Here is a 26,552-nt window from a genome sequence, read left to right on the forward strand (position 1 = left end):
CTCCTGACCAGCCGAGCAAACTGTCTCGGGGCCGGTCAGGAGTTTTTTTGTGCCGATGGCTTGTCGCGCTTACGCTTGTTTTTTCATTGCCACTTCCGACTTGAGCGATACAGTCGCCGGTTTTTTCCGCATCGAGCTTGCGGTAAACAGAACGAGTGCAGACCAGATGCACGAAAAGCTGATGAGATGGGCGGTCGTAAAGGGTTCTCCAAAAAGAAACACCGCGGTAAGCAGCGTAATCGTCGGAGTTATATATTGGATGAAGCCGATGATCGAGAGCGGCAAGCGCTTCGTGGCTTGGGCAAACCAGTACAACGGCATGGCTGTCGCGACTCCGGCAAGCGTCAGCAAAAGCATCTGCCACCATGCCAATGTCGTCGCCGTCTCTGTCCCGTCTGCCTGGAGCATGAGCAAATAACCGAGCGCGATCGGTGCGACGAACAGCGTCTCCCACGCAAGCCCGATCATCGCCTCCATCTTCACCAGCTTCTTCGCCAAGCCGTAAAACGCAAACGTGATCGCCAGCGACAGCGCAATCCAGGGAAAGACGCCGTATTGCAAGGTGATATACAGGACACCGCAGGCAGCCAGGACCAGCGCCACCCACTGCCCCGCATTCAATTTTTCTTTCAAAAAGATCACGCCGAGCAGCACCGTAATCAACGGATTCATATAGTAGCCAAGGCTCGTTTGCATGACCTGGTTGTTGTTCACCGCCCAGATGAAGATCAGCCAGTTCGCACTGATGAGCAAGGAGCAGATGGCAAGCGCCGCAACGATTCTGCCGCCGGATACCGATTGCCGCATCGCCCGCCAGCGTTTCGTTACCTGAATAATGATTGCGACAAAAAGAACCGACCAGACGATGCGATGAGCCAAAATCTCCCACGCCCCCATCGACTGAAACAGCTTCCAGTACAGCGGGAGCATCCCCCATGCAACATACGCGGCAAACGCATAAAGTATCCCTTGTTTCATGTCTTCTTCCTCCACCGATTTTGCCATAAGCCCCTCATATAGAGTAGTGTAACGGAATTGTCGCCAATCGGCTATGTATTCATCACCAGCATAGGCACTTCAGACACTTTCGTTCATTACCATGGCAGTGTTGTAGCAAGACATCTGATTACCTCAGTAATATATTGAAGTAACATTAAATTTTTCATTGTACCATTTTTAGCTGTGGTGTACAATAGGCATAATTTCAACCGAGTTTCGTCAGAAGAAAGGAATTTTCACCGATGACATACTGGCGCTCTGTTTTGTTCGTTTTGCTCGGGGCATGCAGCTACGGGGTGCTGTCCCTGTTCATGAAGCACGCGTTTGCCCTTGGTTTTACCCCTTACGAGATGAGCGGGAGTCAGTTGATTTTCGGCGGCTTGCTGATGACCGTAGCAGCCCTGTTTTTCTCGCGGGAACGGTTTCAGCCTCGCTATTTGCTGTACCTGGCCCCCGTCAGTCTGATGATGGCTGCCACCAGTATATTGTACCACCAGGCTGTCAGCCGCCTGTCCGCTTCGCTTGCCATCGTGCTTTTGTTCCAGTTCACCTGGATCGGCGTGCTGCTGGAATCGCTCGTCGACCGCAAATGGCCGACGGCAGAAAAATGGGTGTCGCTGCTCATGCTGGGCGGCGGGACTGTGCTGGCGAGCGGACTTGGCGAAGGCGGCCTGCACCATGTCAGCATCCCGGGCCTGGTCTGCGGTCTGCTGTCAGGCGCTACGTTTGCGCTGGTGATTTTTTTCAGCGGACGTGTCCTTCCGGGCATAAATCCTTATTTGCGTAGCGCGATTACGATCAGCATGGCAGCCGTCATGCTCGCCATCGTCTATCCGCCTACCTTTTTGTTCAATGGACGGCTGATGGACGGACTGCTTCCGCTCGGCTTGCTCGTCGCCGTATTCGGCTCGGTCATCCCGATCTTTTGTCTGGCGGTAGGCGTCCCCCGCATCGGCAACGGCCTGGCTACGATCTTGAGTGCCGTCGAACTGCCAACCGTCGTGCTTTTGTCCAGCTTTGTCCTCCGGGAAAACGTGACGCCTTCCCAATGGGGCGGCGTTCTGTTGATCCTGGCCGCCGTCTGCGTGCCGCAGATCAAATGGCGCAGGCTTTTCGCGCCCGCCCATGTCTTGGAGAAAAAAGGAATGTAGCCGAATCAGGCGTGTCGGTCCACCGGGGACTCGGCACGCTTTTTCCTTCCGCCGCATCTGGCACGTACACGATCGCCCAGGTGCCGGTGCGGACGATTTTTCATGAAGGGCTGAGCTGCTTCACCAGACGCTGGTCGCTTCAGGCCGGGGAAAGAGCTGGGTATCGCTCCGCTCCATGAACCGAATGCAAAAAGCCCAGCCAGGTCCGTGCAGGAACCTCGCTGGGCTTGTGCTGTTTCTTCTATGGGGCGATCGATGGGACTCGAACCCACGAATGCCGGAGCCACAATCCGGTGCGTTAACCCCTTCGCCACGACCGCCATGGAAGAGGAATCATTGGTAGCGGCGGAGGGAATCGAACCCCCGACCTTTCGGGTATGAACCGAACGCTCTAACCAGCTGAGCTACGCCGCCGCGCGCTATGGAGCGGGTGATGGGAATCGAACCCACGCGACCAGCTTGGAAGGCTGGAGTTCTACCATTGAACTACACCCGCAAAACAATCGCTTCCACCTTTGCGCAAGCAGTCCCTCGCCAGAATTGCTTGGCTCAAAAGTGGCTTTTGCCCCTCGAATACAAAGGCAATTGTACCATATGTGAACAAAAAGCCCCGTCTGCCCCAAAAAGCAGACCGGAACCTGTCGTTTCCCTGATGGTGCGGTCGAGAGGACTTGAACCTCCACGGTGTTGCCACCACTAGAACCTGAATCTAGCGCGTCTGCCAATTCCGCCACGACCGCAATCCGAAGATGGTGGAGGCTGACGGGATCGAACCGCCGACCCTCTGCTTGTAAGGCAGATGCTCTCCCAGCTGAGCTAAGCCTCCAACTCGATTCTCCACCACTTGCGAGGCCCCGCAAAGTGCAGGGGGTGTGCTTGGGCAACACCGAGGACTGTGCGGGGCCTCACGCCATTGTTGGAGATCTGTAGGTGACCCGTAGGGGATTCGAACCCCTGTATGACAGCGTGAAAGGCTGCTGTGTTAAACCGCTTCACCAACGGGCCATGATGGCGGATGGAGTGGGATTTGAACCCACGAGACGGGTCAACCCCGCCTACACGATTTCCAATCGTGCTCCTTCGGCCACTCGGACATCCATCCATACTTTTCGTTTGCCCTGTTCGTCTATCGCTCGGGCAAGAACTAATCTATCATATTCGAAAACCGATTTCAAGGGATATTTTAAAAGTTTTTCTGCGCGCCCTGCCCCCTCCCTCTCTCCGCTTTGCCTTGCCACATTTCCGCTTCCATTTTCGTGGAAATGGCCTAAAGCAACTTCCCCGTCTTTTCAATATGCTACCAATAACGATGGACCATGTGGAGTGATGATGGGTGGGCAGAAGAAGACGGCGCTCAGGACGAATTCCTTGTTTGTACGGAAACTGGTGCGGACCGGGCTGTTCGGGACCCGGCGCCCCGATTGACGATATCGACCGCTGCTGCAAAAAGCACGATCGCTGCTATCAAAAACGCGGGTATTTTTCCTGTAGCTGCGACCAGGAGCTTTTGCGTTGCTTACAAGACAAAATCGACAAGAATACGGAAAAAGGCAGGATAGCCGCCATGATTTCCGCCTTTTTTTCCCGCTCCCCCTGCATTCCGGACGACATGAAATAGCCTGTTTTGCGAATTGTCACGATTGTCATTCTTCATACAAAAAATGGTAACAACTTGGACATGAATCCGCCATAACTTTCCTGATTTTCCATTGGATTTTTTTGGTACGCTAATGAATGTCCAAGGAGGTTACAGGCCGTGGAAGTGCATATACGAACCGACGCCCGTGCAGCGCTGACGTTAAAGAAAGAAATCATGTGTCATGGAATTTCCTGCTTTTATATCCGTCCGCTTGAACAGGATCAAGTAGAATTCGTATTCCTCGCGCTCTCGGAGCACCAGAAGAAGCTCTTGTCCTATACGCTGCGAAATTACAGCTATGCCGTTACTTATCTATCCTGAAGCTTGGCCCAATCGCCACGATCTTTTTCGTCCCCTGGAAACAGGGGATTTTTTATGGCAGAAACGGCGCATGGCGAAGCGAAGCCAAGCAGCCGAGCGTCCCAGCAGGCAGAGAGCTTTCCAGGGCGAAAGCCCTCTGCCTGGCCGGCACTCGGTTGCTCTGATCGGCACGGTTGTCGTACATCCGCGCGTCCGCTTCCCGCCTACAATCCCTGCTGCTCGATGACGCCCAGGCGGTGCACATCGTCGGCGGTCACAGCCGCCAGCGCGTTGAGAAACTGAATCTGGAAGCTGCCCGGTCCCTCATCGCCCGCTTTCTGCGCGGCGATCTGCGCCGCGACACCATAGGTCACAAGCGCGGCAGCCCCGGCTGTCAGCGCGTCTTTTTCCACAGCGGCAAAAGCGCCCATGACGGAAGTCAGCAAGCAGCCCGTGCCTGTCACTTTGGTCTGGATCGGATGGCCGTTATGGATGGCATACACTCGGCTGCCGTCGGAAATGACATCGACCTTACCGGTAATCGCGACGACCGTTTTCAGCTTTTGCGCCGCCGCTTTTGCCAGCGTGGCGACATCTCCGCCAGCTTCGCCTGCATCCACGCCTTTGATCTCCCACGATTCGCCGATGACGTTGGCAATCTCCGCCGCGTTTCCGCGAATGAGCGCAACGTCCAGCTCGCGCACGATTTTTTGCGCCGTTTCGGTACGATACGGGGTTGCCCCTGCACCTACCGGGTCAAACAGCACAGGAACCTGGTGACGGTTGGCCGAGCTTCCGGCAATCAGCATCGCCTCTACTTCGCGTTCGTTCAAGGTCCCCATGTTCAGGACGAGCGCCCCTGCGATTTTGGCCATGTCGGCCACTTCCTGCTCGGCGTAGGCCATGACCGGAGACGCTCCCAGCGCAAGCAAACCGTTGGCCGTGAAGTTGGTCACGACGACATTCGTGATGTTGTGCACCAGCGGGTTGCTCTTTCGGACGTTTTCTAACAGCTTGCCAATGGACTCAAGCTTCATGCTAGCGATCCCTCTCTTTCGTATCTGCCGACTGGGGAATCATCTTGAACACTTCCACAATCTCCCCCAGCTCCGGATGATCCTGTCTTACTCCTATGATGATATAGGAATGATGGAGGGCAGGCAATTCGGGTCTGGTCGCGACCAGCCGCCACGTTGTTTTCGCGCGATCCGTCACACGCGCCAGGAAGGAAATGCGCCCGGCCCCTCTCCGCAACACCTCTACCTCGTCCAAGGTGCCGTAAATCTTCAAACGGTCGTCCGGGTGGGCAATCCGATTCTCCTCCACCCATTTTTCCTTTAACTCCTCTACCTTCAGCGACTTCCAGCGATCGAGAAACTCCCAATCCTTCGAGTGCGGAAAAATATGCTTCGTCTGCTCCAGGAAGGCGTTGTACTCCCCGTGCAGTTGATCGATGTATTCGTCCACTTCTTCCGAGATGACGCGGATGGAATCCTCTCCGCAGGTGCGGATATGATGAGCCAGGAACTTGAAGGACTCGATCATGTCAAAGTTTCCCCATCCCCAAGGCTGTTCGCCGAAAACTCCTCCCCGAGTCCGGCACTTTCGGCAGGTGAAGTAATAGTATGTAGCCATAGCTGTTCCCCTATCTCCCCTATGTGGTCTCTTTTCTGATATCGGTTCGGGGAGCCGTGCCCTTTATGTTACCTTCGAACCTATTTTAGAAAATGCGAGAGAGAAGTTCCAACCACGCAGGAGTACACGGTCACGTTGCGTTTTGCCGCAGACTTTTCCCCCATTCCTTTCCTGTGAAAAATCAGGAAAAAATGCCCTACTGGCCGATTTCTTTTCCCTTTATCATTGTCCACAGAGAGACAGACCATCGAAAACCAGAGGGAGCCATCATGAAACCAAGCCAAAAAATAGCGTCGCTCCTGGGAGCGGGCGTGCTGACAGCGCTTTTGGCGTGGCCCGCGCTCATGGGGCCGACGCAAGCAGCAGCCACTTCTTCTCAGGCAAAAGTCGTCGCGAATTCCCTGAACGTTCGCAGCGAACCGTCCCTCCAGTCGTCCGTCGTCGCCACGCTGAAATACGGCACCGCCGTTACTGTCGTTTCGGAAGATTCCCATGGCTGGGTCAAAATCAAATACCAGCAGGCGAGCGGCTGGGTTGCCGGCTATTATTTGCAGAAAGGCCCAGCAGGCACGGCGGACTCGCCAGCTCCTGCTCCCGCTCCAACTGCTTCGGCAAGCCAACGGACCGGGATCGTAGCGGCCGATGCCCTGCGCATGCGCAAAGGCCCTGGACTGGAGCACGACATCCTTCATGTGCTCGCCTTGGGCACGCAGGTTGAGATACTCAAGAAGCAGGCGGACTGGCTACAGACCAGAACCGCCGACGGAAAAACAGGCTGGGTATCGTCCCTGTACATCCGCGAGGGAACAGCCAGCCGTGCCGTCAGCAGCCGCAGCCATGCAGGGGGATTGCGGGGAAAAGTGATTGTCATCGATCCGGGCCACGGAGGAAGCGACGTGGGGACGCTCGGGACAAAATGGGGCACCGAAGAAAAGACGCTGAACCACAAAACCTCCTTGCTGCTGGCGAGCAAACTGCGCCAGCGGGGGGCACAGGTCATCATGACCCGGACTGCCGATTCGGAAAAGCCTTCTCTCGCGCAGCGGGTCGCGATCAGCGAAGCGAAAGCGGCAGACGCCTTTGTCAGCATTCACTACAACTCCTCGACAAAGCCGAACAGCGGTACGTTGACCTTTTTTTACGCGCAAAACAAAGATTACGACCTCGCCCGCAGCATCGAGTCCCGCCTGGCCGGAGGGATTGGCTTGAAGAGCAACGGCCTATCTTTCGGCAACTACCACGTGTTGCGCGAAAACGACAGGCCGTCTGTGCTTGTGGAGCTTGGCTTTTTATCGAATCCAAAAGACGAAGCGCTCGTTCGCACCGCCGCTTACCAGGAAAAAGCCGCACAAGCGATCGCGGACGGTCTCGCCGATTATTTCGGCAGCTAGCGGTACGGCAGGATGCTGTAGGAAAACAGTTTGCGCTCGAATTTGCCTTTGTCGCCAATGAGCTGGTACCACGTTTCCCCGATCAGCAGGTCGCAGGCGAAATCTTTTTCCAGCAACTGAACGATCCGGTTCGTATCTTCCTGCTCCTGATCGTCGGCTGTTGCAGAGGACAAGGCCAGCACAAAGTAGGACTGGTCCTCCTCCATTTCCAGAATTTGCAGGTAAACATCGTCGCCATGCTTGCGGTTAAACGCCTCGATGACACGCGCCAGTCCCTGCCTCGGCTCGACTTTGAATTTGGCCGCTTCCTTCCAGTTTGCAATCAGCGAATCATACAAGGAGCAGGTGAGAACGAAATGGCGGGTGTAGTCGCTGGGATCAAATGCTTTGGGCCCCGCTTTCCGCTCTTTTTCCGGGAGAACCACGAACGCTTTGTAGTTTTCAAAAAAACGATCGCTCATGCAGGCCCGTCCTTTCCGTCCGACAGCTTTTCGTATGAAGTAGTATCCACTACTCACCCAGGTCGTTATGTACAGGACAAAGGAAAAAGGAAAAAGGCCAAGTCGGTTTACCGATCGACTTGACCTTTTTCGCATGGTGGTAACGGTGGTATCGATATGCGTTTCAACTGGATTTCTCCTCATCGGTGTGTGAGCGAGACGCGGCCATGTCCGTGCGCCTCTTCCTCCACAGCGATTCCTGCACCACCGGCATTCACCGTCCAGGTAATGACCTGGCTGGAGATCACGACAGCCACTATGGTGTACAGCATCTCCTTCATCGGTACATACCAGAACGACAGGCCCAGCACCATGGCGTCCAGCAACAGAAAAATCGTACCGATGGACAAACCTGTGTACTTGCTCAGCAACAGGGACAAAATATCGTCGCCGCCCGTGGCGGCTCCGTAGCGCAGAACCAGCCCGGTGCCGAGTCCGGTCAAAATCCCGGACAAAACGGAAGCGAGTGGCATCACGCTGCGCAAATCCATCACAATCGGCGAAAACTGTTCGAACAGCTCATAAAACCCGGTAAAGGCCAGGGAAGCGAAAATCGTATCCCAGATGAACTGTCGCCCTCGCACTAACCAGGCAACCAAAAACAACGGGATATCCAAAAGCAGAATCATCATCGCCGGCGACAGGTCAAAAGCGTATTTGGCCAATAGCCCCAGGCCGACGAATCCGCCTTCAGACAAGTGGTTCTGATAGTTGATATGATAATACGCAAAAGCAAGCAAACAGGCTCCAAACAAAATCATTCCGTAACGTTGAGTGAATTGCAGCGCTCTCCTCATCATCGATTCCTCGCATTTTTGTCGGTTTTGGCACAGACGACCAACCGACCACGGAGGAACATCGCAAGTATAAGTCGCTACTCATACAAAGAGCCTCGCTTTCGTAGTAGGCTAGTCGTCCAAGTGACGGTCGACTACTACGAAGCTAGATGTAGGAGAGGTCATACCGTTTCCAGATCGTCCGATGGGGACGCATGGTATCCTGATCCTTTCCATTGCTTTTTATCTATTATAGCACAAAAAAAGGGAAAAAGACGACGCAAACCGTCTTTTCCCCTGCCTAAAAGCGAAATGCCCTTCTTTTGATTTCCAGCGGAATGCCTGCCGTGAGCAAAAACACCTGATCGGCCACCGCCGCCATCCGCTGATTCATCAAGCCGGCCAAGTCGCGGAACATGCGCCCCAGCGAATAGTCGGGCACCAGTCCGTCCCCGACTTCGTTGGTGACAAGCAAGATCGTCCCGGGAAAGTCCCGCACGGCGGAAACCAGCGCATCGACCTGCGCAAGCGTCCGCTCGAACGCCTTTTCTTGCTCGTGGCGAATCAGCCAGTTGGACAGCCAGACGATCAGGCAATCGACCACGACGACCGCCTGTCTTTGCGCAAGCTCGTCTTGCCGTTGCCTTGCCGCGCGAATCACATCCGCGAGTGCATAAGGCTCCTCGATCGTCTCCCAGCCGAATCCGCTTTGCTGGCGCCGCTCGCGATGCCTGGCGATCCGCTCCTGCATTTCCTCGTCAAAAGCTTGCGCGGTAGCGATATAAAGACCTGTCTGCCCCAGGCGAGCCGCGTATGTTTCCGCGAAGGTGCTCTTGCCGCTGCGCGCTCCGCCTGTCACGAGTACGATCATGTGATGACCTCCCTTACGAACCGGCTTGCAGCATGATCTGCGGCAAGTGATTCACAGGATGCTCCATGACGATCGGCCTCGTTCCGTACACGGCCTCGATCCGGTCGCTTTGCAGCATGTCTGTGGGCGTGCCTACGCCGATTTGCTCCCCTTTGTGCAGCATCAGCAGGCGATCGCAATAAAGCGAAGCCAGATTCAAATCATGAAGCACCGCAACCACGGTCACCTGCGTCGTCCTTTGCCACTGGCGCACAATATCCATCAACTGAATCTGGTAGCCGATATCGAGATAGGTAGTCGGCTCGTCCAGCAGCAATAGCTGCGGCTTCTGGACGAGCGCCTTTCCCAGAGCGACACGCTGCTTTTCTCCTCCGCTCAGTTGGTCCAGCGTACGATCTGCCAGCGGTGTCAGCCCCAGAAGCTGCATGATCTCGTCGATGAGCGGCGCGACGTCTGTCTTTTCCTCGCCCAGCCAGTTTTGGTACGGAAAACGGCCCATCTCCAGCACCTCGCGAACCCGAAAGCCGACCGGAGGCAGCCCTTCCTGTTCGAGTACGGCGAGAACCCGCGCCAGTTCCTTGCGCGTATAGCGACCGAGCGGTTTCTCGGCGAGCCGAATTTCCCCCGCATCCGCGGCAATTACACCGGAGAGCATGCCGAGAAGCGTTGATTTTCCGCTTCCATTGGGGCCAATAATTCCAAAAAACTCTCCCCGCCGGACAGCAAACTCGATCCCGCGCAGGACAGACACATTCTGGTAAGATTTTTGCAAGCCCCGCACTTCAATCACGATGAAACTACCTCCTTCCGATCCGTTTGTTCTGCTTCAGCAAATAGGCGAAAAACGGCGCTCCCAAAAACGCGGTCACGACCCCGAGCGGGATTTCTGTCGGAGCAAGCAGCATCCGCGCCAGCGTATCGGCCCACAGCACGTACACACCGCCGCAGATCGTCGCCATCGGCAGCAGAATGCGGTAGTCGGGGCCGACCAGCATCCGCACCAGATGCGGCACGACCAGCCCGACAAATCCGATAATCCCCGCAATCGAAACCGCCGCCGCAGTCAAAAGCGTGGAGACCAGCAAAATGGCCAGCTTCGCCTTGTCGACATGTACGCCGAGATGCGCCGCCTGCCGCTCCCCGAGCGCAAACAGGTTCAACGAACGAGCATAGCCAAACAGCACGAGCGCACCGATCAGCAAATACGGAATCAGTACGTATGTAAAGGCCCAGCCGCGAAACGACAGGCTGCCCATCAGCCAGAAGACGATCTCGTTCACGGTCTGATCCGACAAGGACACCATGAAGGACACGAGCGAACCAAGAAATGCCTGGATGACGACGCCGGACAAAATCAGCGTCTCTGTCTGTAGCTTGCCCTGCGTCTTGGCGAGCGCAAGCACAATCCACAAGCTGACGATTCCGGTCAAAAAGGCGACGACAGGCGTGCTCCACTCCCCGAGAACGGCGAACTGCAAGCCGAACAGGATCAGAAAAGCCGCACCGACGGCCGAACCGGATGCTACGCCCATCGTGAACGGGTCCGCAAGCGGATTGCGCAACACGCCTTGAAAGCCCGCGCCCGCAAGCGACAGGCAAGCCCCGATCAGAACTGCGAGCACGACGCGCGGAAACCGCACCTTCATCACAATCTGCTCGGACGACTCCGGCCATGTCGCCGGAATCCAGTCTGACATGCCGGGAAGCTGGTGCAAGAGGATGAGCCATACTTGCGAAAGAGGGAGCGCTGCCGCTCCCATCGAAATGCTGACTACCACGGATACGAGCAGCACGAGGCTGCTCGCTCCTCCCCATACAAGCCATTGCTTTTTCATTGTTTATTTCACCAGGTCAGGATAAATCGCCTTGGCTACCTCGATCAAGCCTTGTGTAATCCGTGGTCCCGGGCGCGCGAGAATGTTTTGATCCAGCCCGAAGATTTGCTTCTCGCGGATCGCTTTCATCGTATCCCAGCCGTTGCGGTTGGCGATGATCTCCTCCAGCTTCGCTCCTGTCTTCTCATCGGTAATGCCTTTGGCGTACAAAATGACGTCAGGATCGCTTTTCAAAATTTTTTCCTCGCTGATCGGATTCCAGCCCTCCGTGTCGGCCGCAATATTCGTTCCGCCTGCCAGCGTCACCAGCTCGTCCAGGAACTCCCCTTTGCCTACCGTCCAGCCTGGCGCAAACTCCAGGTAAACTCGTTTCTTGTCTTCCGGCTTTACCGCTTTGACGGCATCCTGGACGCGGGCGATATCCTGTTTCATGGCGGCGACGACTTTTTCCGCCTGCTCCTGTCGGTTCGTGATGACCCCCATCGTCAAAATGTTGTTCAGGATGTCATCTATCTTTTTCGGATGCGTAACGTACACCGGCATGCCGAGCGATTTCAGCTTGTCCGCAACCGGCTTTTCCATGGAGATTCCCCCGATGACCAGATCGGGCGACTGGGCGAGAATCGCCTCTTCGCTCGGCTTGACGACTCCGCCCACCTTCGGCTTCGTGCCGGCTTCTGCCGGATAGTCGTCAAAGTCAGAGACGCCGACGATCCGATCGTTCAAGCCGAGCGCGAACAAAATTTCCGTCTCTGCCGGAGAGGTAGAGACGATGCGTTGCGGCTCTTTGGCCACGGTTACTTCTTTTCCCGTGGCGTCTTTGACCGTAAGCGGGTAGACGGTCTGTTTGGCAGCTGCGTCCTGCGATGCAGTCTGCGGCGCCTCTGCCTGCGGAGCAGGTGCCGTCTGGGTGTTGCCGCCGCAGCCGACGAGACTTGCGGCCAGCACGAGCGGGATGAGCCATTTCCATGCGCGTTTCATATGTATGACTTCCTTTCTGTGCGACTGGTTGATTCCTAGCAAAGAAAAACCCTTCGCTTCCAACCGGAAAACAAAGGGTCGACTTGTCAGGATGACGGCGGCTCACGCCAAAAGCGTCCTGAACGGGCCGAACCTTTCCGCGAAGGCGCAGGCACATCAGACAAACAGGCAGGTCTCCTGGCTTGGCAGCTTTGCGACAGCCGCTTTACAGTGGCGGGACCGCGCCGGATTCGCACCGGCTTCCCTTTTCACCTCGTCCCTTGTGAGGACCAAGGCACCTGTTTGCGCGTATTCCATTGTCATGGCCCGCAAGCATGCTAAGACTCATCCACCATGATAGCATTCCTTTGTCAAAAAAAGAATGCTTTTTCACCGGCCGCACGGCTTTGCCACGCAGGCTGCGCTTCTTGTTCACACCACCGCCTGGCCTCTTCCGCTATGGTCGGTTCCTTTGCAAATAGTCGACAATTCCCATCGCACATACTTGCAAATCGAGCCGCAGCACGTCCAGCACCTCGTGCCCGTCGCCGATCCCCCGCGATTGCAGATGGGCCAAGACGCGTGCGAACAGCCGCTCCGCCAGTTCGCCATCGCCGAGTCCGGCGGCTACGACCGCCTCACCTTCCGCGACAAAGACAGGAAGCCACTCGCGCACCTGTCGGTAGACGCTGGCAACATCGTCGGTCGCGCCAAAATGACCGAAGTACATCCGCTCCAACTCGCGCTGTTCAAATCGTTCCACGGAGCGCAGCATCGCCTGCGGATCAAACTGGTTCGGCGAGGTGGACGGCAGGACGAAGTGAATGCCGTCCTTTTGGAGCTGCGGGTAGAAGACGCCCGCCGTATCGCCCGTGAACATGCCGCGGCTGACAGGATCGTATATGCTGAAATGGTGGTTGGCATGTCCCGGCGTGTCCCAAAATTCCAGGGCACAATGGGCGCCAATTTGCAGCGTCTCTCCGTCGCCGCGCACGATCATCCGCTCTTCGGGAACGGCGACAATCGGATCGAACAGACGGTCGAAATCGTCGCGATAGACTGCTCTGGCGCCCGCGATCAGCCGGCTCGGGTCTGCCAGATGGCGCGCTCCTTTTGGATGCACCACGATTTTTGCCTGCGGGCACTCGCGCAAAAAAAGCCCCGCTCCTCCCGCGTGATCGAGGTGAATGTGCGTCACGATGATATACTTCACCTGCTCCGGGGAAAATCCGAGCTTGCGCAGCCCTTCCCGTATGTACGGGACAGAGGGGCTTGGCCCTGTCTCGACCAGCGTCAGCTCTTCCTCGGCGATGACATACGTTCCCGTCCGCTGCTCCCACCCCATATCAAACCCGTCGATCAGATGGATGCGCTGCCCCAAGGAAATCGGTTCTGTAGGCTTCATATGTACCTCCTCTTTTTCAGGAATATTTCCACTTTATCATCTATTCGACAACGAGACGACAGACCCCTTTGCCGCTATGGACACGAAGCGATGCAGGCGACCTGTCCGTTCGTCATTTGCACCAGTTGCCCGGGAGTCAGTTGAAATACCGCCTTCGGATGCCCTGCCGCCGCCCAAATGACTTCATAGCGGAACAAGTCTTCGTCAATCCACGTCTCGATGGGCGCGCGATGCCCGACAGGGGCCACGCCGCCGATTACAAAGCCCGTTTTTTCCCGGACAAAATCCGCATCGGCTTTGCCCGGCTTTTCTCCGACCAGCTTTGCCAGTCGCTTCTCGTCAACCCGGTTAGCGCCACTGGCGACCACGAGCAACGGCTTGTCTGACGAGGGCAACCGAAAAATGATCGATTTCGCGATCTGCGCCACCTCGCAACCGATCGCGGCCGCCGCTTCCGCCGCCGTCCGGGTGCTGTCCGGCAATTCGACGACTTGATTGGCGTACCCGAGTTCCTTCAGCTTCGCCTGTACCTTTTGCGCGCTTTCCTTTACTGGCTGCATCTGTCCCATTCTCCTTTCGCTCCTATCATCTGCCGTGCCACTCATGTCTCTTCGTAGTACATCACGACCTGGATGACCGCTTGCTGTTCGCCGTCATTGCTGTACGCGTGGGGGACGTTTCCCGTGAAGCGAATCGCGTCCCCTTCGCGGAGGCGAAACGTCTCTTCCTTGATTTTCAAGGCAAACCGCCCGGCGCTGACGCTGATATACTCGTACACGCCGTCATTGTGCGGCATGGAGAGATAGCTCGCGCCCGGGTCCAGCTCGATGCGGAACATCTCCATTTTCGTTAGCGGATCTAACGGAAACTGCAAGTAAGCCCTGCACAAGCCGTTGTCCTCGACAATCGGGACAATATCCGCCAGCGACACGACCGAGACAACGCTGTCCGGAGCCTTGAGCAATGCGGAAAAGGACACCTGCAAGCCCGTTGCTATTTTCCACAGCGTCGTCACCGTAGGCTGGGAGTCTCCGCGCTCTATCTGGTACAGCATGCCTTTGCTCACGCCTGTCAGTTCGGCCACCTTGTCGAGACTCAATCCTCTCTTTTTGCGCAGAAGCTCCAAATTGTTTCCGATGACTGTCTGGATCGATTCCACGTTGCCCGCTCACCGCCTTGTATGTAATCTCAAACAAATTATACATGATAGCAAACAAACAGGAAAGAAAAGCGGGGGAGCAGGCATGAAAAAAGCACCGCCTCCAACCAGACCGAAGCTTCCCATCTGGTTTGGGGACGGTGCGGATCGTGCCATTTCGAAGTCGCCGTCTGTCTACGCTTGCGTGTAGATCAGGACGGCATCCCGGAGAAATGCGGCTGCTCCTGGCTTGATTTTCTCGTAGTAGGCCGTAAAGCGCGGGTCGTCCACATACATGTGCGCCACCCCGGCGTGCGCTTCCTTGCTGTAGCTGTCCCAGTAAAAGCTCAGCCACTGGCGATGCAGGTCGGCCGCCCTCTGGGCAAGCTCGCTGGCCGGATCTCCCGTGGCAACCGCCTCTTCCAGCGTCTTGTGCAGCTCTTCGTTCACCTGTTCAAGCCGCGCGTACTCTTCTTCGGTCATTTCCCGGAGCTTCCGGTTGGAGCGTTCCACCTGCTCGTCGCCGTATTTGGCGCGAATTTCTTTTCCGTACTGCTTTTCGTTGTCGTCAATCAGCTGCTGCTTGAAGCCTTCGAATTTTTGTTTGTCCGTCATCGTTTTCGTCCCCTCTCGTTGCGCCAAGGTAAGTTCGACATTGGCGATCAGCCGGTCGAGCTGCGCCCGTTTGTCCAGCAGCTTCGCGCGGTGCTCCCGCAGCGCCTGGACAGCGTCGAAGGTCGGTGAGCTGACAATTTCCTTGATCTCCTCCAAGCTCACCCCCAGCTCGCGGTAGAACAAGATTTGCTGCAAGCGATCCACCTCTGCCTGCCCGTAAATGCGATACCCGGATGAATTGATTCTCGCCGGCTTGAGAAGGCCAATCTCATCGTAGTATCGGAGCGTCCGGGTGCTGACGCCCGCCAAGAGACCCAGCTTTTGCACCGTATATTCCATCTTGATCCCTCCCGACACATTCATCGTACACATTGACGCAGCGTCAAAGTCAATCGTTGTTCCATCTGGAAAAATGTGTTAATCTATAGGGAAGCCATTGAGAAAAGGGGGACGTTTGCATGTTCTATGCCCTCGTTGTTATTGTGGCTGTTCTCGGCGCCGCCTACTTTTTGACAGGCTCGATCAGCCTGCGGGCAAGAGACAAACACGCAATCCGGCATTACGCCGATGACGCCTATGCGCAGCAGACGATGAACCATCTGAGCCAGCACAACCACAATCCGTTTTGAGCACCATGAGAAAGCCAAAGGCTGTGCCGATGACGTGGCGCAGCCTTTGGTTGCCCTTATCTTGAATGAGAAAAAAAGCTGCCCACAGTTTCGCGGGCAGCCTTTGTGTTTTTCGGGATGGAAGTCACGTCTTTTTAGAGAGCCTGGAATGTATCTGTCAGTACAGGTACGATCTGTTTCTTGCGGGACACGACTCCCTTGAGAACGGCTTTGTTGTCAACCAGCGTGACGTTGTACGCCTTTTCAACCGCTTGCGTAGCCGTACCGAGCGCCAGCGCCACAGAGTCGTTGTTCAGGATGTCGGTTACGACGAACACGAACAGATCCAGCCCTTTCTCCGCGATGATCGCGGAAATAGACGCTTCCAGCTCGCTTTGGCGAGCCAGCACGTCGTTGACGTCCACGGCGTTGACTTGGGCGATTTCCACTTTCGCGTTGCCCATCTGGAATTCTTTTGCATCCAGGGAGAGCAGTTGGGCGATCGTTTTGTCGCTCAAGTCTGCGCCTGCCTTGAGCATCTCCAGACCGTATGCTTGCAAATCCACTCCAGCGATTTCCGCCAGCTCATGGGCAGCAGCGACGTCTTGCTCCGTGCAGGTCGGGGATTTCAGCAGCAGCGTGTCCGAAATGATCGCGGACAGCATCAGGCCCGCGATGTCTTTTGGAATTTCCACGCCGTTTTCCTTGTACATTTTTTTCAAAATGGTGGCGGTGCAGCCGACGGGTTCCGCACGGAAGTAGAGCGGATTGCTTGTCTCGAAGTTCGCGATGCGATGATGGTCAATGACCTCGACTACTTGCACCTGTTCGATGTCGTTTGCGCTCTGTTGGCGCTCGTTGTGGTCCACGAGAATGACTTCATTGACTTCGTTCGCCACTGTTTCCACGAGACGCGGCTCTTTTGCCTGGAAGTAATTCAGGACGAACGCTGTCTCGCTGTTGATGACGCCAAGGCGAACCGGCTCTACGTTGGCACCGAGCTTCGTTTTCAGATCAGCGTAAACGAGCGCCGAACAAATGGAATCCGTATCTGGATTTTTATGACCGAAGATTAGCTTTTTTTCCATCATCCATACTCCTTAGTCGTATATTGGCGTCAAAATTATACCACATTCCAGCGGGTAATCCCAAGTAAGATTATAGGTTCTGCTTGGAGGAATGGGAATACGGGATTTCCAGAAAATGAAAACCAACCATATGAAAGCCTGTGCCTGTTTGCCGCAAGACAACAACGCCGTACTCCGCAAAAACGGTACCTCCATGCCATTTTGCAAGGTCACGCCGCGCGAGGCAGTGCGCTGGACAACTGACAATCACGCGCGCGTTTGCCGCCGAGCGCTGGCTACGTACGCGATGAGCGAGCGACCTGCTCAGGCAAAACAACCCCAGCCCGCCCGAAAACCGTCCAAAATGCCGAACTGGCCACTTTGCCTCCCAGCCCGGGCGAGCCTTACAATAGAACCAGAGCAGCGATCATTGGCCGCGATCGCCACGAGCAGGAAAGAGAGTGTGAATCACGTGTAACCGTATCGTTTCTGCCCTTTTTCTGTTGGAAAACGCCGAGAAAATGAGAAGGAGAAACGATTGTCGTTGGAATCCCCCATCTGGAAAGCTATCTTTTTTTGAACGTATCTGGTTGTGACCATGCACGCCGTCGTCAGCTCGATGATTACGCTGGAAGTGACAAACCCGGCGCGCGTGCAAGTCGCTGGACCGCCGAGCCAAGTTCTCGGTTCGGCTCCTAGCGAATGGTCGCCGAACCGAAAATCATAACTGGAAAAGAGCCAAAACGTGCCCGGACACTTCTCGCCTAGCCAAATGTCCGGGCTTTTCACGCCAAAAAGCGAAGCGACCCTCTCACGTACAGGAAGGAGTCTGTCATGCGAAAAGTTGAAGTCTGCCCCTACGATCCGCGCTGGCAAGCCTTGTTTGCCGCGGAAGCCGAGCTGCTGCGCCAGGTATTCCGGGACAACCTCATACACATTCATCACATCGGCAGTACAGCCGTGCCCGGGCTGAAAGCAAAGCCGATCATCGACCTGTTGCCAGCTATGTCGCAGGCAAGCATGAGCTGGTCCAGTCATTGGAGCGAAAGGCGCTGGCCTGGAAAGCGCGTGGCGCCAACTAGCGTCCACGAAAAATACGCCGGGCGTCTTTGGGGTGACCGCTCGGACTCATCGCTGATAGCTTCGAATGGCTCCACTCGCTGCTGGGCGGATGGAAAAGGGAGTAAAACCAGCATGCCGACCAGCCCACAACCTGCCCTCTCAAGCGGCTGCCAAACGCCCGGTTTGCTCCCCGTTCCCTTCATTCCCCTGCCTGTTCCACTCGACAGCGGCTGGCGGTTCCCTTATTCCTCCTGCTTCGTCTCGATGGATAGCCCTTCCACGTGCTTGCGGCTCATCAGCTTTCGTTTCTTCCGGTTTTCTTTCGTTTCAAACACGATGTCCATGTCGTAGTCCGCCGGGTACAGCTCCTTGCTCTCGATGTGCAGGGCGAGCCGTTTCTGGTTGATTTTGAATTTCTGGTTTTGGATCATGACGCCGACGTTGCCTTTGGCGTCCGCGGTAGAAAAGACAATGCCCGTTCTGCCCAGATACGACACGAAAACACAATCCCCAATGGCGAACGGTTTTTTCTTGGTTGCGGGTGGCTCTCCGTCGATCTCGGAGGCGGGCGGCAATGGCTGTTGGTCTTGGCTCGATTGCTGCTCGGTTGCTTGCCCCTCCGTTGCTGGCAGCTTATCCGCTGGGTTGGCCGCTCGTTGTCCCTCGGATTCTCGCGTCTTAGCCGCCGGATTCCCGGCTTCGCGCACCTCCGCTTCTCGCATCGCGACCGCTTGCTTCTCGCTGACTTGCGCCGCTGCCACAGCCCCCTGCTCGCCCCTTCGCGCACCAGCAAAGCCTGTTTGCGTAATCTCCCGCGCCCGCTGAATCATCTCCGGCGGAATCCCCAGCTTCGTGGCGATCACGAACGCGTAGCTTTGGCCCGCTTCGCCGATGCGCAAGCGATAGAGCGGCTGGAGCGTCTCTTCGTCAAACTCCATGCGCGCATTTTGAAAACCGTCTGTCGCGGCGGCAAACTTTTTGATTTCGTTAAAATGCGTCGTCGCGATCACCGTCGCGCCTCTTCGGTGCAGCTCCTCCAGAATCGCAATCGCCAAGCCCACCCCTTCGCCCGGATCGGTGCCGGACGCCATTTCATCGATCAGCACGAGAGTCGAGCTGTCCGTGACCCGCAAAATCTCTAGTACATGTTGAATATGGGCGGAAAAGGTGCTCAACGCATGCTCGAGGCTCTGCCCATCGCCGATATCTACCGCGATCTTGCGGAAAACAGCGAAGCGGCTGCCCTCCTTCACCGGCACCAGCAAGCCGGACTGCACCATCGCGGTCAACAGGCCGACCGTCTTGAGCGCCAACGTCTTTCCGCCCGTATTCGGGCCGGTAACGATTAGCGACTTGTAGCTTTTGCCGATCTGAACATCCAGCGGAACCATCTGCCGACCCAGCAGCGGATGCCGCGCTTCTTTTACGTCGATCAGTCCGTCCTCGTTCAACTCCACGTTCACCGCCCCCAATGCCAGCGCGTACCTGGCCTTGGCAAACAAAAAATCGTACAGGCCGACCGTCTCCACATTTACGTGCAGCTCCTGTGAAAATTCTTCCGCGACAGCGGACAGCTGCATCAGCACCTTGGTCACCTCGCGCGCTTCCTCGGCCCTGAGCGCCGCCAGCTCGAACTGCACCGCGCCAAGCTCTGCCGGCTCCATGTAGACGGTCTGGCCGCTCGCCGATTCGTCCACGACACTGCCCGTCACTTGCCTGCGATGCTCCTTTTTGATCGGCAGGACGTACCTGCCATTGCGCTTGCTTATGACGTTCTCTTGCATGATCGAGCGGTATTTGTTCGTGAGCGAATCGAGCTGCCGCTTCAGCCGCTCTTCCATCACGACGATGCGCTTGCGGATTTTCAGCAAATCTTTGCTCGCCGCATCCACGACCTGCCCGTGCCGGATGCACTGCTCGATCTCCGTCTGCAAGCGGCTCAGCGTGTACATCGTCAGCGCGTACGAGCTGACACGCGGCGCTATTGGCGCTTTGCTCGCCATGTATTTCGAGAGCTGGGCGCAGCTTACGAGAAACTGGTGGAGGTGCGAAAAATCAGCTTCCGTAAATACATACCCGGTCCCGAGCAGCGACATCATTTGCTCGATTCCTGCGAGCGAAGGAATCGGGACGCTCGCGCCATGCGCAAGCAATGCTTTTGCCTCCGCTGTTTCGTCGAGCTTTTTGCGCAGAACTTTGGCCGAGTCGAGCGGCTGCATGCGCTCGACGTGCTTTTTCCCCACGTACGACACCGCGTACTCCATGAGCGCTGCTTTGATCTTGTCGTATTCGAGACGTTGCCATGCTTTTTCGTTCAAGGTGAATCGCTCCTTTTTCGCATCTTTTTTTGCTCATCAACAAAAAAAGGACGAAGAATGAACAAACGTCATTCTCCGCCCTTTTACGGGTGACCCCCAATCATACGCGCGCAAAACAGCCTCTCTTCCAGACGGCAAGCCGCTTACGAAAAAGCGGCTGGGCTGCCGTAAAAAGGACACAAAAAAACCGCGCTGAACAACAGCACGGATTTGGGCGCAATGATTAGGGGAAAACACCCCTGGAGCATTCAATGATATCCGCTGTTCTTACCAAATTCCAAGGCCGGAAAGTAACCATCACAAATAAACTTTGCCAAACGCGCAAAATTTTCGTGAACGTGCTTCTAGCCTTTTGTATGGAATTGCGTTAGGTAAGAACAACCGCCGACATCAACATCTCTCCCCTGATAAGGTTACTCCCACTATAGCTCACCCAAACAGCCACCGTCAAGAAAAGCTATCGCGGCTAACCGTTCCCTCATTCGTTCTCCGCTTCCTGAGCAAGTTGGGTGCCCCGCTTTTTCCCCTGCCTTCTGAGGACGAGCAAGCATGCGTAGTACAGGAGCGAAGCCGACATCCCCAGCCCATAAAAAGAAACAAGCGCCCATCTCCACCCTCCAGTTACGATCCGAAGCAACAGCACTGTCGCCACGATTCCGGCTACAGCATAGAGCAGCGCTTCCCACAGTACAACCACCGCTCTCCTTTTCGTGCGCAAAGGCCGCATGAGCCAGTCGATCGCAACCGATTGCGGCAAACCCAATACAAAGACGGTCGGGAATGTAAACATCGCCACAAAAAGAACCATGGAGCGATCCTGAAAAAAGAAAATGGCCGCGCCCAACGTAAACAAAAAGCTGGCCATCACTCCCGCGAGAAAGCGCTCTGCCATCGCGCCCCTCCTCCTTTTCGCCCACCAGACGCAAGCCGCTTATACGGCTGCCAGGTCCACTCGCGGGCTTATTCGTTTCCAGCTTATCATCATTTGGATGAAAATGGAATGAAGCAAACACCATTGCGCCCACGCGGGAATACCTTATTTTTACAAATAACCAAAGGAGAAACGAAATGGAAATCACTTCTTCCCCCCTGACCGAATCACAGATGCTGGCGATTATCCGCGACGGGCTGCCGCAGACGAAACAGCCGAAATCGTTCCTCATTGTAGGCGCTGGCATGGCGGGGCTGGTCGCCGGGTCGCTGTTGAAGCAAGCCGGGCACCGCGTGACGATTGTGGAAGCTTCGGAGCGCCTCGGAGGCAGAGTGTTCACGCGGCGCTGGCTGTACGAGCAACAACCAGATATGCTGCGCTTTCCCGTAGCGCCAAGCGAAAAAGGCAAGTCCGCTGACGCCCTTGCCCTCATGGCTATCGGACCGCTCCTCGATTTCATCAACCAAAATCCGGAGCAACACTGGCCGCTTGTCATTCAGGAATACGATAAATATTCGATGGAGCTGTTTATGCGCTTCAATCCGATCGGTACCTCCCTGTCGGCAGCTGCGGTCGACAAGATCAAGGTGTTGAGCGGCTTTGAAGGGTTCCCCGAGCTGTCTTTTCTGGAAATTTTGCGCGACTTCATCCTGTTCGCGCCCACTTCCCGCTTCTATGAAATAAGCGGAGGGCTTGACCAGCTTCCCCAATCGTTTGCTCCGATTTTGCGGGAAAACATTTTGTTTCATCATAAAATGACCAAAATCAGCCAACACGGGCAAAAAATCGCCATCTCCGGAATCGACCTCGCCTCCTTTCGCTCGTTTCAACTGGAAGGAGACATCGCGATTGTCACCGTTCCCTTTTCTATCCTGCAATTTGTCGAAGTCGAGCCGAAGAGTCTGTTTTCGTTTGGAAAATGGAAGGCGATTAACCAGCTGCACTATGTCTCCTCCACCAAAATCGGTCTACAGTTTTCCACAAGATTCTGGGAAGAGCATGGGCTGTACGGCGGACAGACAATCTCCGACCTTCCCTTGCGCTTTGCCTATTATCCAAGCCATGGGTTTCGGCAGCCCGGCGGAACGATTCTGGCGAGCTACACATGGGAGGATGACGCGCTGCCGTGGATCAGCATGTCCCAGGACGAACAAATCAGGCAGGCGCTGCGCCAGCTGGCTATCATCTTCGGCGAGCAAGTGTACAGGACGTTTGTGACAGGCGTGGTCTACAACTGGGCGACACAGCCTTATACCTCTGGTGCCTTCGCCTTGTTCAAGCCCTTGCAGGAAACGGAGCTGTCCATGGCTATGGCTGCCCAGGAGGGTCCTGTGCTTCTGGCCGGGGAGCATACCTCTTCCCGGTATCACGGCTGGATTCAAGGCGCGATCGAGTCTGGCGTGCGGGTCGCTGTGCAAGGACACAACTCGCCTCATCCCTCGCGCCCACCGCGTGCCTGATCTCTCCTCAGGCGTTTTCCTCCGCCGCTTCGTCCGATTTCACTCGCATGCTGCCTGTCAAAAGCAGTTGCATCAGCGCTTTTTTCATGGCCCGCAGCTGTTGAAGCTTCGCCTCCTCGACCGTGCGTTTGCAGAGAATGCTTTTGATCCCCGCCACGATTTTGTGCTGCTCCTCCAGGGGAGGAAGCGGGATCAGGATGGCCTCCACGCGCTTCAAGCCAAGCTTCGGCACGCCTGTCACTCCTTTCAGCACCGCAATCTGTCGCTGGCAAAAATCCGAGCTGAGGGCAAACATGAGATAGTCGAGATCAATCCGGTCGCTGGTCGGCGTAATCTTGGCAGCGTTTTCCGTCAGCAGGGCTCCGTCGAGCGCGTCGGGGACTCTGCCCGCCGCCCCTAAATAAATCCCCGCAATCGACAGGTACAGATCGTACCTGGAGATGGTGTACCGCTTGATTTTGTTGTAAATCTCTTCGGTTGCGTATTTGAGCTGCTCCTGTTGCACGGTATAGCCGCCCAAATCGGATACCCGTATATACGGATAGGGAGTAACGGTGTCGACCAGTCTGCTGCCTTTTGGCACTCGTTTTCCGCCCTGGACCTTGGCAATCTCCTTCAACCGGACGAACGACCAACCCTTTGGAATCGTTCCCTGGTCCGTCTGGACAAACGCCGTGTGTCCGATTCCTTTTGTAAAAAGCTCGTGCATCAAGCCCTTTTGGATGACCTGTATCTGCGCGACAATCGCTTCGGTCTTCTCGATGACGGCATCCACGGAGGTGAGAATGGCCGCTATTTTTCTTTGCTCCCACAGGGACGGATAGCAAATCGGGATGGACTCCAGCTGTTTCGCGCTGATATTGAGCTGCGCCACGCCTGCTGCCATGGTCAGAACCCGGTCGCGAAACCCTTTGGAGGTCACCACGAATTTCAAATACTCTCTATGTACGAGCAAGTCGTCCCTGACTTGCAATCTCCCGACCCGCTGATTCAAAAGCGCGGGCAGATCGGCTTCGTGAACTTCGGCGAAATTTTCAATACTGCCAGACATACCGAGCAACAGATCGCCCGGCTGGAGCAAAAACGCCCGGTACTTGTCGAGCGTCGTTTCAGGGAGACATTTGGCCTGCGACAAGTCCAGACGGCCGTTTTTCATGTTGCTCATCCGGACGACGGGAGTCCCTTCGTCCACAAACGCGGCGGAGGAAAAAGGATAGCCGCCTTGCACGCGCACGGCCAAACCGAGCGGCGCTGTTTTCCATTCAGACATCGTACCCCAACTCCTTCAAGAAACGGAGCATTTTTCCCTCCATCTCGCTGCGCTCTGCCTCCAGCACGCGCAGCTTGGCCAGTGCCGCTCCTACGTCAATCTGGGCTTCCTGCTCAGACAAGTCGATGTAGCGGGCCAGGTTCAGGTTGTAGTCGTTGGCCTGAATCTCGCTATGCTCGACCACCCGGCAGTACCTGTCGACTGCTTCCCACTTTTCATAGGCGGACACGATGTCCTGCACATCGGCGTCGCGCAGGAAGTTTTGGTTTTTTCCCTCCTCATAGCCGCCTGCGCCATGCAAGAAAAACACTCTCTGCTTTTTGAACGCCTCTTTGTTGCGGTTCAAAATCAAGATGCAGGCAGGAATTCCCGTTCCGTAAAAAAGGTTGGGCGGCAAGCCAATCACCGCTTCCACCAAATCTTCCTCCAGCAACCCTCGGCGGATGGCCGCCTCCGCTCCGCTGCGAAACAGCACCCCGTTTGGCACGACTACGCCCGCCTTGCCGTTTGGACGAAGTGTCGCCACCATGTGCTGCACAAAAGCGAGATCGCCCTTGTCTTTCGGCGGCAGTCCAAAGCGAAACCGGGCAAGCGTGTCTGTCCGTGCCTCTTCCAGCCCCCAGTTGCTCAGGCTAAAGGGCGGGTTGGCGATGACGCGATCGTACAAAATGAGTTCATCCTGCTCGACCAGCTTCGGCTCGCGGATGGTGTCGCCTTTTTCGATCCGATGATCACATAGGCCGTGCAGCAGCAAATTCATCTTGCAAATCGCCCATGTCTGGAGGTTGCGCTCCTGGCCGTGCAGCGTGATGCGCTGCGGGTTGCCGCCCTGTGCCTTGATATAGCCAGCCGCCTGAATCAGCATGCCGCCGGAGCCAGCCGTCGGGTCGCACACGCGCATGCCTTCCTCCGGCTTAATCAGCTTCACGATCAATTCCACGACCTTGCTCGGCGTGTAAAATTCCCCCCCCTTTTTTCCCTGCATCGGCGGCAAACTGCCGGAGTAGGTACTCATACGCTCGTCCCAGAATATCCGGTTCCGACAAGTTGTCGTTGCCAAGGTCGATCGCGGAGAAATGCCGGATCAACTGCTGCAAAAGCTTGTCCGGCAGCCTTTCCTTGTCGCTGAAGTCGATTGTGGCAAACACGCCACGCAGCATGGGATTCTCCGCTTCAAGCACGGCAAACGCCTCGTTGATCGCTTCTCCGATTCCTTCTGTCAGCATCTGAAGTCTCTGCCAGCGAGAATGTTCCGGGACGAAAAAAGGGGGAACGTCACGAGCGGATGTTCCGCCCTCGTCGCCTCCCCGTTTGGGGGAATGCCGCTCGGCTTCGCTGAAAACATCGTGCATTCGCTTGAGAAACAACAACCCGAAAATATAGTTTTTATAGTCAGCGGAGTCAATGCTCCCGCGCAAGATATTGGCCGATTCCCACAGATGGGATTCCAGCTGCGGCAGCGTGATCTTGGCCATGATGCCCTCCTCTTTGTCCCATTCTTTTGCGTACGATTTTTTCCTGGGCTTCCGTCCCCTGTTCGGACCGTCCGGACCCCTCGTTTCATTATGTAGGAGGTATGCCTTTTTTTCTATGATAGCAGGGGGACAAGAGGTGGCGGCATCCCGATCCCAAGCAGAAAAACCACTATTCGCAAATAGTGGCTCTGACATGTTTTTTGGCCCCCGTAATCCAGTTGACGGCCATACCGTTCGTCTACTGGCTAGTCTTCCAGCGACTTCATCCTCGCCTGAATGTCTCGCAAGCTCGTAATGACACAGGTAGGGACAATATCATCTTCCGGCGTCAAGCCATGTCGGTTGATCCACATGTTGCGCATGCCGACCGCGTTTGAGCCCTGAATGTCCGTCGTCAGCTTGTCCCCGATCATGACGCCTTCCTCCGCCGTGATGCCCAAGAGACTCATGGCGTGTTCGAAAATCTCTGCCGCCGGCTTGCCCCGGCCGAAATCACCCGAAATCACGATATGGTCAAAATAGGCAGCGAGGTTCGGCACGCCTGCCAGCTTTTCCTTTTGCAGATCAGGGGAGCCGTTTGTAAGCAGCAGCAGCTTGTATGTGCCCTTCAGCTGGTCGAGCACCTCGAACGTTTCTTCATAGACGATCGGACGGCTTCTCCGCTCCGCGACAAACATCTCCCCCAGTTTGTAGCCAAGCTCCTCGTCCTCGATGCCAAGCGAGCGCAAACCGCGCGTCCACGCCTCCTTCCGGTACGTGGGGACGAAAGCTTGCAGCTGGCGAAACTCCTCTTGCTTTCCTTCCGTAAATTGCCCCCACAGTCCTTCAAACGGATTAATGCCGATCATCTTCGCAAAGGGGAACGCTTCGAAGGCTTCATACAAAGCCCGAGCTTCCTGGCAGACCGCGGCCTCCAGGCGCTCCGCATCCAGCTTGTAATACTTGGCCGCTTCCGTACAGGTCGCCCAAAACGCCTCTTTCACACTGCGCTCATCCCACAACAATGTATCATCCAAATCAAATAAAATTGCCTTGATCGCCATCAGTCTGATTCCCCTTTTTCTCCTCGTCATCTCTCTCTTCCTCTATGATTACGGAAATCTGCTCTTTTATCAACAGCGTTCTGCGAAAAGGAATCCGGCTTTC

The 26,552-nt window shown here is 55.9% G+C and carries 25 protein-coding genes, 7 tRNA genes, 2 pseudogenes and 1 riboswitch; of the genes and pseudogenes, 7 read left to right on the forward strand and 27 right to left on the reverse strand.

Annotated elements, in window-relative coordinates; all coding sequences use genetic code 11:
- Positions 1-69: 69 nt before the first annotated feature.
- Positions 70-978: an EamA family transporter RarD gene (rarD, locus tag ACTHO6_RS08935; RefSeq protein ID WP_440241195.1), complete on the reverse strand. Its 909-nt coding sequence runs from the start codon at positions 976-978 to the stop codon at positions 70-72.
- Between the two features lie 263 nt (positions 979-1,241).
- On the opposite strand from rarD, the gene ACTHO6_RS08940 reads away from it, so the two are divergent.
- Positions 1,242-2,150, forward strand: a complete 909-nt coding sequence (locus tag ACTHO6_RS08940; protein ID WP_440241196.1) for an EamA family transporter — start codon at positions 1,242-1,244, stop codon at positions 2,148-2,150.
- A gap of 244 nt (positions 2,151-2,394) precedes the next feature.
- Here ACTHO6_RS08940 and ACTHO6_RS08945 read toward each other — a convergent pair.
- The 7 genes from ACTHO6_RS08945 to ACTHO6_RS08975 all read right to left on the reverse strand — a co-directional run bounded on the left by ACTHO6_RS08945 (position 2,395) and on the right by ACTHO6_RS08975 (position 3,252).
- Positions 2,395-2,470, reverse strand: a tRNA-His gene (locus ACTHO6_RS08945).
- Positions 2,471-2,487: 17 nt separating this feature from the next.
- A tRNA-Met gene (locus tag ACTHO6_RS08950) sits at positions 2,488-2,564 on the reverse strand.
- A gap of 8 nt (positions 2,565-2,572) precedes the next feature.
- Positions 2,573-2,646: transfer RNA gene (locus tag ACTHO6_RS08955), tRNA-Gly, on the reverse strand.
- A 157-nt stretch (positions 2,647-2,803) separates the two neighbouring features.
- Positions 2,804-2,890, reverse strand: a tRNA-Leu gene (locus ACTHO6_RS08960).
- Positions 2,891-2,900: 10 nt separating this feature from the next.
- Positions 2,901-2,976 (reverse strand) — tRNA-Val (locus tag ACTHO6_RS08965).
- Between the two features lie 105 nt (positions 2,977-3,081).
- Positions 3,082-3,155: transfer RNA gene (locus ACTHO6_RS08970), tRNA-Glu, on the reverse strand.
- Between the two features lie 4 nt (positions 3,156-3,159).
- Positions 3,160-3,252, reverse strand: a tRNA-Ser gene (locus ACTHO6_RS08975).
- 231 nt (positions 3,253-3,483) lie between these two features.
- On the opposite strand from ACTHO6_RS08975, the pseudogene ACTHO6_RS08980 reads away from it, so the two are divergent.
- Positions 3,484-3,579, forward strand: a pseudogene (locus tag ACTHO6_RS08980) (phospholipase A2 family protein); the annotation flags it as partial.
- A 35-nt stretch (positions 3,580-3,614) separates the two neighbouring features.
- Here the strand turns inward: ACTHO6_RS08980 and ACTHO6_RS08985 are convergent.
- Positions 3,615-3,788, reverse strand: coding sequence for a hypothetical protein (locus tag ACTHO6_RS08985; RefSeq protein WP_440241234.1), 174 nt, complete (start codon positions 3,786-3,788; stop codon positions 3,615-3,617).
- Positions 3,789-3,906: 118 nt separating this feature from the next.
- Here ACTHO6_RS08985 and ACTHO6_RS08990 point away from each other — a divergent pair, with 118 nt between their 5' ends.
- Entirely contained in the window at positions 3,907-4,110 is a 204-nt protein-coding gene (locus ACTHO6_RS08990; RefSeq protein WP_440241197.1) for a hypothetical protein, read from the forward strand.
- 203 nt (positions 4,111-4,313) lie between these two features.
- Here ACTHO6_RS08990 and thiM read toward each other — a convergent pair whose 3' ends face one another.
- Positions 4,314-5,126 carry a hydroxyethylthiazole kinase gene (thiM, locus tag ACTHO6_RS08995; RefSeq protein WP_440241198.1) on the reverse strand — a complete coding sequence of 271 codons (813 nt, stop codon included), beginning with the start codon at positions 5,124-5,126 and terminating at the stop codon, positions 4,314-4,316.
- A gap of 1 nt (position 5,127) precedes the next feature.
- Positions 5,128-5,634, reverse strand: a complete 507-nt coding sequence (locus tag ACTHO6_RS09000) for a hypothetical protein (protein ID WP_440241199.1) — start codon at positions 5,632-5,634, stop codon at positions 5,128-5,130.
- A 359-nt stretch (positions 5,635-5,993) separates the two neighbouring features.
- On the opposite strand from ACTHO6_RS09000, the gene ACTHO6_RS09005 reads away from it, so the two are divergent.
- Entirely contained in the window at positions 5,994-7,115 is a 1,122-nt protein-coding gene (locus ACTHO6_RS09005) for an N-acetylmuramoyl-L-alanine amidase (RefSeq protein ID WP_440241200.1), read from the forward strand.
- Here the strand turns inward: ACTHO6_RS09005 and ACTHO6_RS09010 are convergent.
- The 10 genes from ACTHO6_RS09010 to ACTHO6_RS09055 form a co-directional block, all read right to left on the reverse strand.
- Complete coding sequence (locus tag ACTHO6_RS09010; RefSeq protein ID WP_440241201.1) at positions 7,112-7,576, reverse strand: hypothetical protein; 465 nt, start codon at positions 7,574-7,576, stop codon at positions 7,112-7,114. The genes ACTHO6_RS09005 and ACTHO6_RS09010 overlap by 4 nt on opposite strands.
- Positions 7,577-7,755: 179 nt before the next feature.
- Positions 7,756-8,415 (reverse strand): YitT family protein, encoded by a 660-nt coding sequence (locus tag ACTHO6_RS09015; protein WP_440241202.1) that lies wholly within the window; start codon positions 8,413-8,415, stop codon positions 7,756-7,758.
- Between the two features lie 277 nt (positions 8,416-8,692).
- Positions 8,693-9,262: a bifunctional adenosylcobinamide kinase/adenosylcobinamide-phosphate guanylyltransferase gene (cobU, locus tag ACTHO6_RS09020; RefSeq protein WP_440241203.1), complete on the reverse strand. Its 570-nt coding sequence runs from the start codon at positions 9,260-9,262 to the stop codon at positions 8,693-8,695.
- A 13-nt stretch (positions 9,263-9,275) separates the two neighbouring features.
- Positions 9,276-10,052, reverse strand: coding sequence for an ABC transporter ATP-binding protein (locus ACTHO6_RS09025; RefSeq protein WP_440241204.1), 777 nt, complete (start codon positions 10,050-10,052; stop codon positions 9,276-9,278).
- Between the two features lie 7 nt (positions 10,053-10,059).
- The gene (locus ACTHO6_RS09030) at positions 10,060-11,097 is read right to left on the reverse strand and encodes a FecCD family ABC transporter permease (protein ID WP_440241205.1); all 1,038 of its coding nucleotides are present in this window, start codon (positions 11,095-11,097) and stop codon (positions 10,060-10,062) included.
- A 3-nt stretch (positions 11,098-11,100) separates the two neighbouring features.
- Entirely contained in the window at positions 11,101-12,078 is a 978-nt protein-coding gene (locus tag ACTHO6_RS09035; RefSeq protein ID WP_440241206.1) for a helical backbone metal receptor, read from the reverse strand.
- A 150-nt stretch (positions 12,079-12,228) separates the two neighbouring features.
- A riboswitch (cobalamin riboswitch) is annotated at positions 12,229-12,375 on the reverse strand.
- A 139-nt stretch (positions 12,376-12,514) separates the two neighbouring features.
- Complete coding sequence (locus tag ACTHO6_RS09040) at positions 12,515-13,462, reverse strand: MBL fold metallo-hydrolase (protein ID WP_440241207.1); 948 nt, start codon at positions 13,460-13,462, stop codon at positions 12,515-12,517.
- 74 nt (positions 13,463-13,536) lie between these two features.
- On the reverse strand, positions 13,537-14,022 hold the full coding sequence (locus ACTHO6_RS09045) for a YbaK/EbsC family protein (protein ID WP_440241208.1): 486 nt from the start codon (positions 14,020-14,022) through the stop codon (positions 13,537-13,539).
- A gap of 41 nt (positions 14,023-14,063) precedes the next feature.
- Positions 14,064-14,621, reverse strand: coding sequence for a helix-turn-helix domain-containing protein (locus tag ACTHO6_RS09050; RefSeq protein WP_440241209.1), 558 nt, complete (start codon positions 14,619-14,621; stop codon positions 14,064-14,066).
- Positions 14,622-14,795: 174 nt separating this feature from the next.
- On the reverse strand, positions 14,796-15,554 hold the full coding sequence (locus tag ACTHO6_RS09055; RefSeq protein WP_440241210.1) for a MerR family transcriptional regulator: 759 nt from the start codon (positions 15,552-15,554) through the stop codon (positions 14,796-14,798).
- A 119-nt stretch (positions 15,555-15,673) separates the two neighbouring features.
- On the opposite strand from ACTHO6_RS09055, the gene ACTHO6_RS09060 reads away from it, so the two are divergent.
- Positions 15,674-15,844, forward strand: coding sequence for a hypothetical protein (locus tag ACTHO6_RS09060; RefSeq protein WP_440241211.1), 171 nt, complete (start codon positions 15,674-15,676; stop codon positions 15,842-15,844).
- Positions 15,845-15,978: 134 nt separating this feature from the next.
- Here ACTHO6_RS09060 and ACTHO6_RS09065 read toward each other — a convergent pair whose 3' ends face one another.
- Positions 15,979-16,911, reverse strand: a complete 933-nt coding sequence (locus ACTHO6_RS09065) for a manganese-dependent inorganic pyrophosphatase (RefSeq protein WP_440241212.1) — start codon at positions 16,909-16,911, stop codon at positions 15,979-15,981.
- Between the two features lie 813 nt (positions 16,912-17,724).
- On the opposite strand from ACTHO6_RS09065, the gene ACTHO6_RS09070 reads away from it, so the two are divergent.
- Positions 17,725-18,303, forward strand: coding sequence for a GrpB family protein (locus tag ACTHO6_RS09070; RefSeq protein WP_440241213.1), 579 nt, complete (start codon positions 17,725-17,727; stop codon positions 18,301-18,303).
- Here ACTHO6_RS09070 and ACTHO6_RS09075 read toward each other — a convergent pair.
- On the reverse strand, positions 18,195-20,270 hold the full coding sequence (locus ACTHO6_RS09075) for an endonuclease MutS2 (protein ID WP_440241214.1): 2,076 nt from the start codon (positions 20,268-20,270) through the stop codon (positions 18,195-18,197). The two genes, ACTHO6_RS09070 and ACTHO6_RS09075, sit on opposite strands and share 109 nt — an antisense overlap.
- Before the next feature lie 478 nt (positions 20,271-20,748).
- Positions 20,749-21,162, reverse strand: coding sequence for a hypothetical protein (locus ACTHO6_RS09080; RefSeq protein WP_440241215.1), 414 nt, complete (start codon positions 21,160-21,162; stop codon positions 20,749-20,751).
- Positions 21,163-21,338: 176 nt separating this feature from the next.
- On the opposite strand from ACTHO6_RS09080, the gene ACTHO6_RS09085 reads away from it, so the two are divergent.
- Positions 21,339-22,661: a flavin monoamine oxidase family protein gene (locus tag ACTHO6_RS09085; protein ID WP_440241216.1), complete on the forward strand. Its 1,323-nt coding sequence runs from the start codon at positions 21,339-21,341 to the stop codon at positions 22,659-22,661.
- 7 nt (positions 22,662-22,668) lie between these two features.
- On the opposite strand, the gene ACTHO6_RS09090 is transcribed toward ACTHO6_RS09085, so the two are convergent.
- The 3 genes and pseudogenes from ACTHO6_RS09090 to ACTHO6_RS09100 form a co-directional block, all read right to left on the reverse strand.
- The gene (locus tag ACTHO6_RS09090; protein WP_440241217.1) at positions 22,669-23,931 is read right to left on the reverse strand and encodes a restriction endonuclease subunit S; all 1,263 of its coding nucleotides are present in this window, start codon (positions 23,929-23,931) and stop codon (positions 22,669-22,671) included.
- Positions 23,924-25,406 (reverse strand): annotated as a pseudogene (locus tag ACTHO6_RS09095) (N-6 DNA methylase). The gene ACTHO6_RS09090 and the pseudogene ACTHO6_RS09095 overlap by 8 nt, the downstream one beginning before the upstream one ends.
- Before the next feature lie 245 nt (positions 25,407-25,651).
- Positions 25,652-26,449, reverse strand: a complete 798-nt coding sequence (locus tag ACTHO6_RS09100; RefSeq protein WP_440241218.1) for an HAD family hydrolase — start codon at positions 26,447-26,449, stop codon at positions 25,652-25,654.
- Between the last annotated feature and the right edge of the window lie 103 nt (positions 26,450-26,552).

It is taken from the genome of Brevibacillus sp. SAFN-007a (assembly GCF_051967035.1).
In the GTDB taxonomy this organism is placed as follows: Bacteria; Bacillota; Bacilli; order Brevibacillales; family Brevibacillaceae; genus Brevibacillus.

Coding starts and splice junctions, on each gene's coding strand:
- rarD (WP_440241195.1), bottom strand. CDS start 978: ATGAAACAAGGGATACTTTATGCGTTTGCCGCGTATGTTGCATGGGGG.
- ACTHO6_RS08940 (WP_440241196.1), top strand. CDS start 1,242: ATGACATACTGGCGCTCTGTTTTGTTCGTTTTGCTCGGGGCATGCAGC.
- thiM (WP_440241198.1), bottom strand. CDS start 5,126: ATGAAGCTTGAGTCCATTGGCAAGCTGTTAGAAAACGTCCGAAAGAGC.
- ACTHO6_RS09000 (WP_440241199.1), bottom strand. CDS start 5,634: ATGATCGAGTCCTTCAAGTTCCTGGCTCATCATATCCGCACCTGCGGA.
- ACTHO6_RS09005 (WP_440241200.1), top strand. CDS start 5,994: ATGAAACCAAGCCAAAAAATAGCGTCGCTCCTGGGAGCGGGCGTGCTG.
- ACTHO6_RS09010 (WP_440241201.1), bottom strand. CDS start 7,576: ATGAGCGATCGTTTTTTTGAAAACTACAAAGCGTTCGTGGTTCTCCCG.
- ACTHO6_RS09015 (WP_440241202.1), bottom strand. CDS start 8,415: ATGATGAGGAGAGCGCTGCAATTCACTCAACGTTACGGAATGATTTTG.
- cobU (WP_440241203.1), bottom strand. CDS start 9,262: ATGATCGTACTCGTGACAGGCGGAGCGCGCAGCGGCAAGAGCACCTTC.
- ACTHO6_RS09030 (WP_440241205.1), bottom strand. CDS start 11,097: ATGAAAAAGCAATGGCTTGTATGGGGAGGAGCGAGCAGCCTCGTGCTG.
- ACTHO6_RS09035 (WP_440241206.1), bottom strand. CDS start 12,078: ATGAAACGCGCATGGAAATGGCTCATCCCGCTCGTGCTGGCCGCAAGT.
- ACTHO6_RS09040 (WP_440241207.1), bottom strand. CDS start 13,462: ATGAAGCCTACAGAACCGATTTCCTTGGGGCAGCGCATCCATCTGATC.
- ACTHO6_RS09045 (WP_440241208.1), bottom strand. CDS start 14,022: ATGCAGCCAGTAAAGGAAAGCGCGCAAAAGGTACAGGCGAAGCTGAAG.
- ACTHO6_RS09055 (WP_440241210.1), bottom strand. CDS start 15,554: ATGGAATATACGGTGCAAAAGCTGGGTCTCTTGGCGGGCGTCAGCACC.
- ACTHO6_RS09060 (WP_440241211.1), top strand. CDS start 15,674: ATGTTCTATGCCCTCGTTGTTATTGTGGCTGTTCTCGGCGCCGCCTAC.
- ACTHO6_RS09065 (WP_440241212.1), bottom strand. CDS start 16,911: ATGGAAAAAAAGCTAATCTTCGGTCATAAAAATCCAGATACGGATTCC.
- ACTHO6_RS09070 (WP_440241213.1), top strand. CDS start 17,725: ATGCGAAAAGTTGAAGTCTGCCCCTACGATCCGCGCTGGCAAGCCTTG.
- ACTHO6_RS09080 (WP_440241215.1), bottom strand. CDS start 21,162: ATGGCAGAGCGCTTTCTCGCGGGAGTGATGGCCAGCTTTTTGTTTACG.
- ACTHO6_RS09085 (WP_440241216.1), top strand. CDS start 21,339: ATGGAAATCACTTCTTCCCCCCTGACCGAATCACAGATGCTGGCGATT.
- ACTHO6_RS09090 (WP_440241217.1), bottom strand. CDS start 23,931: ATGTCTGAATGGAAAACAGCGCCGCTCGGTTTGGCCGTGCGCGTGCAA.
- ACTHO6_RS09100 (WP_440241218.1), bottom strand. CDS start 26,449: ATGGCGATCAAGGCAATTTTATTTGATTTGGATGATACATTGTTGTGG.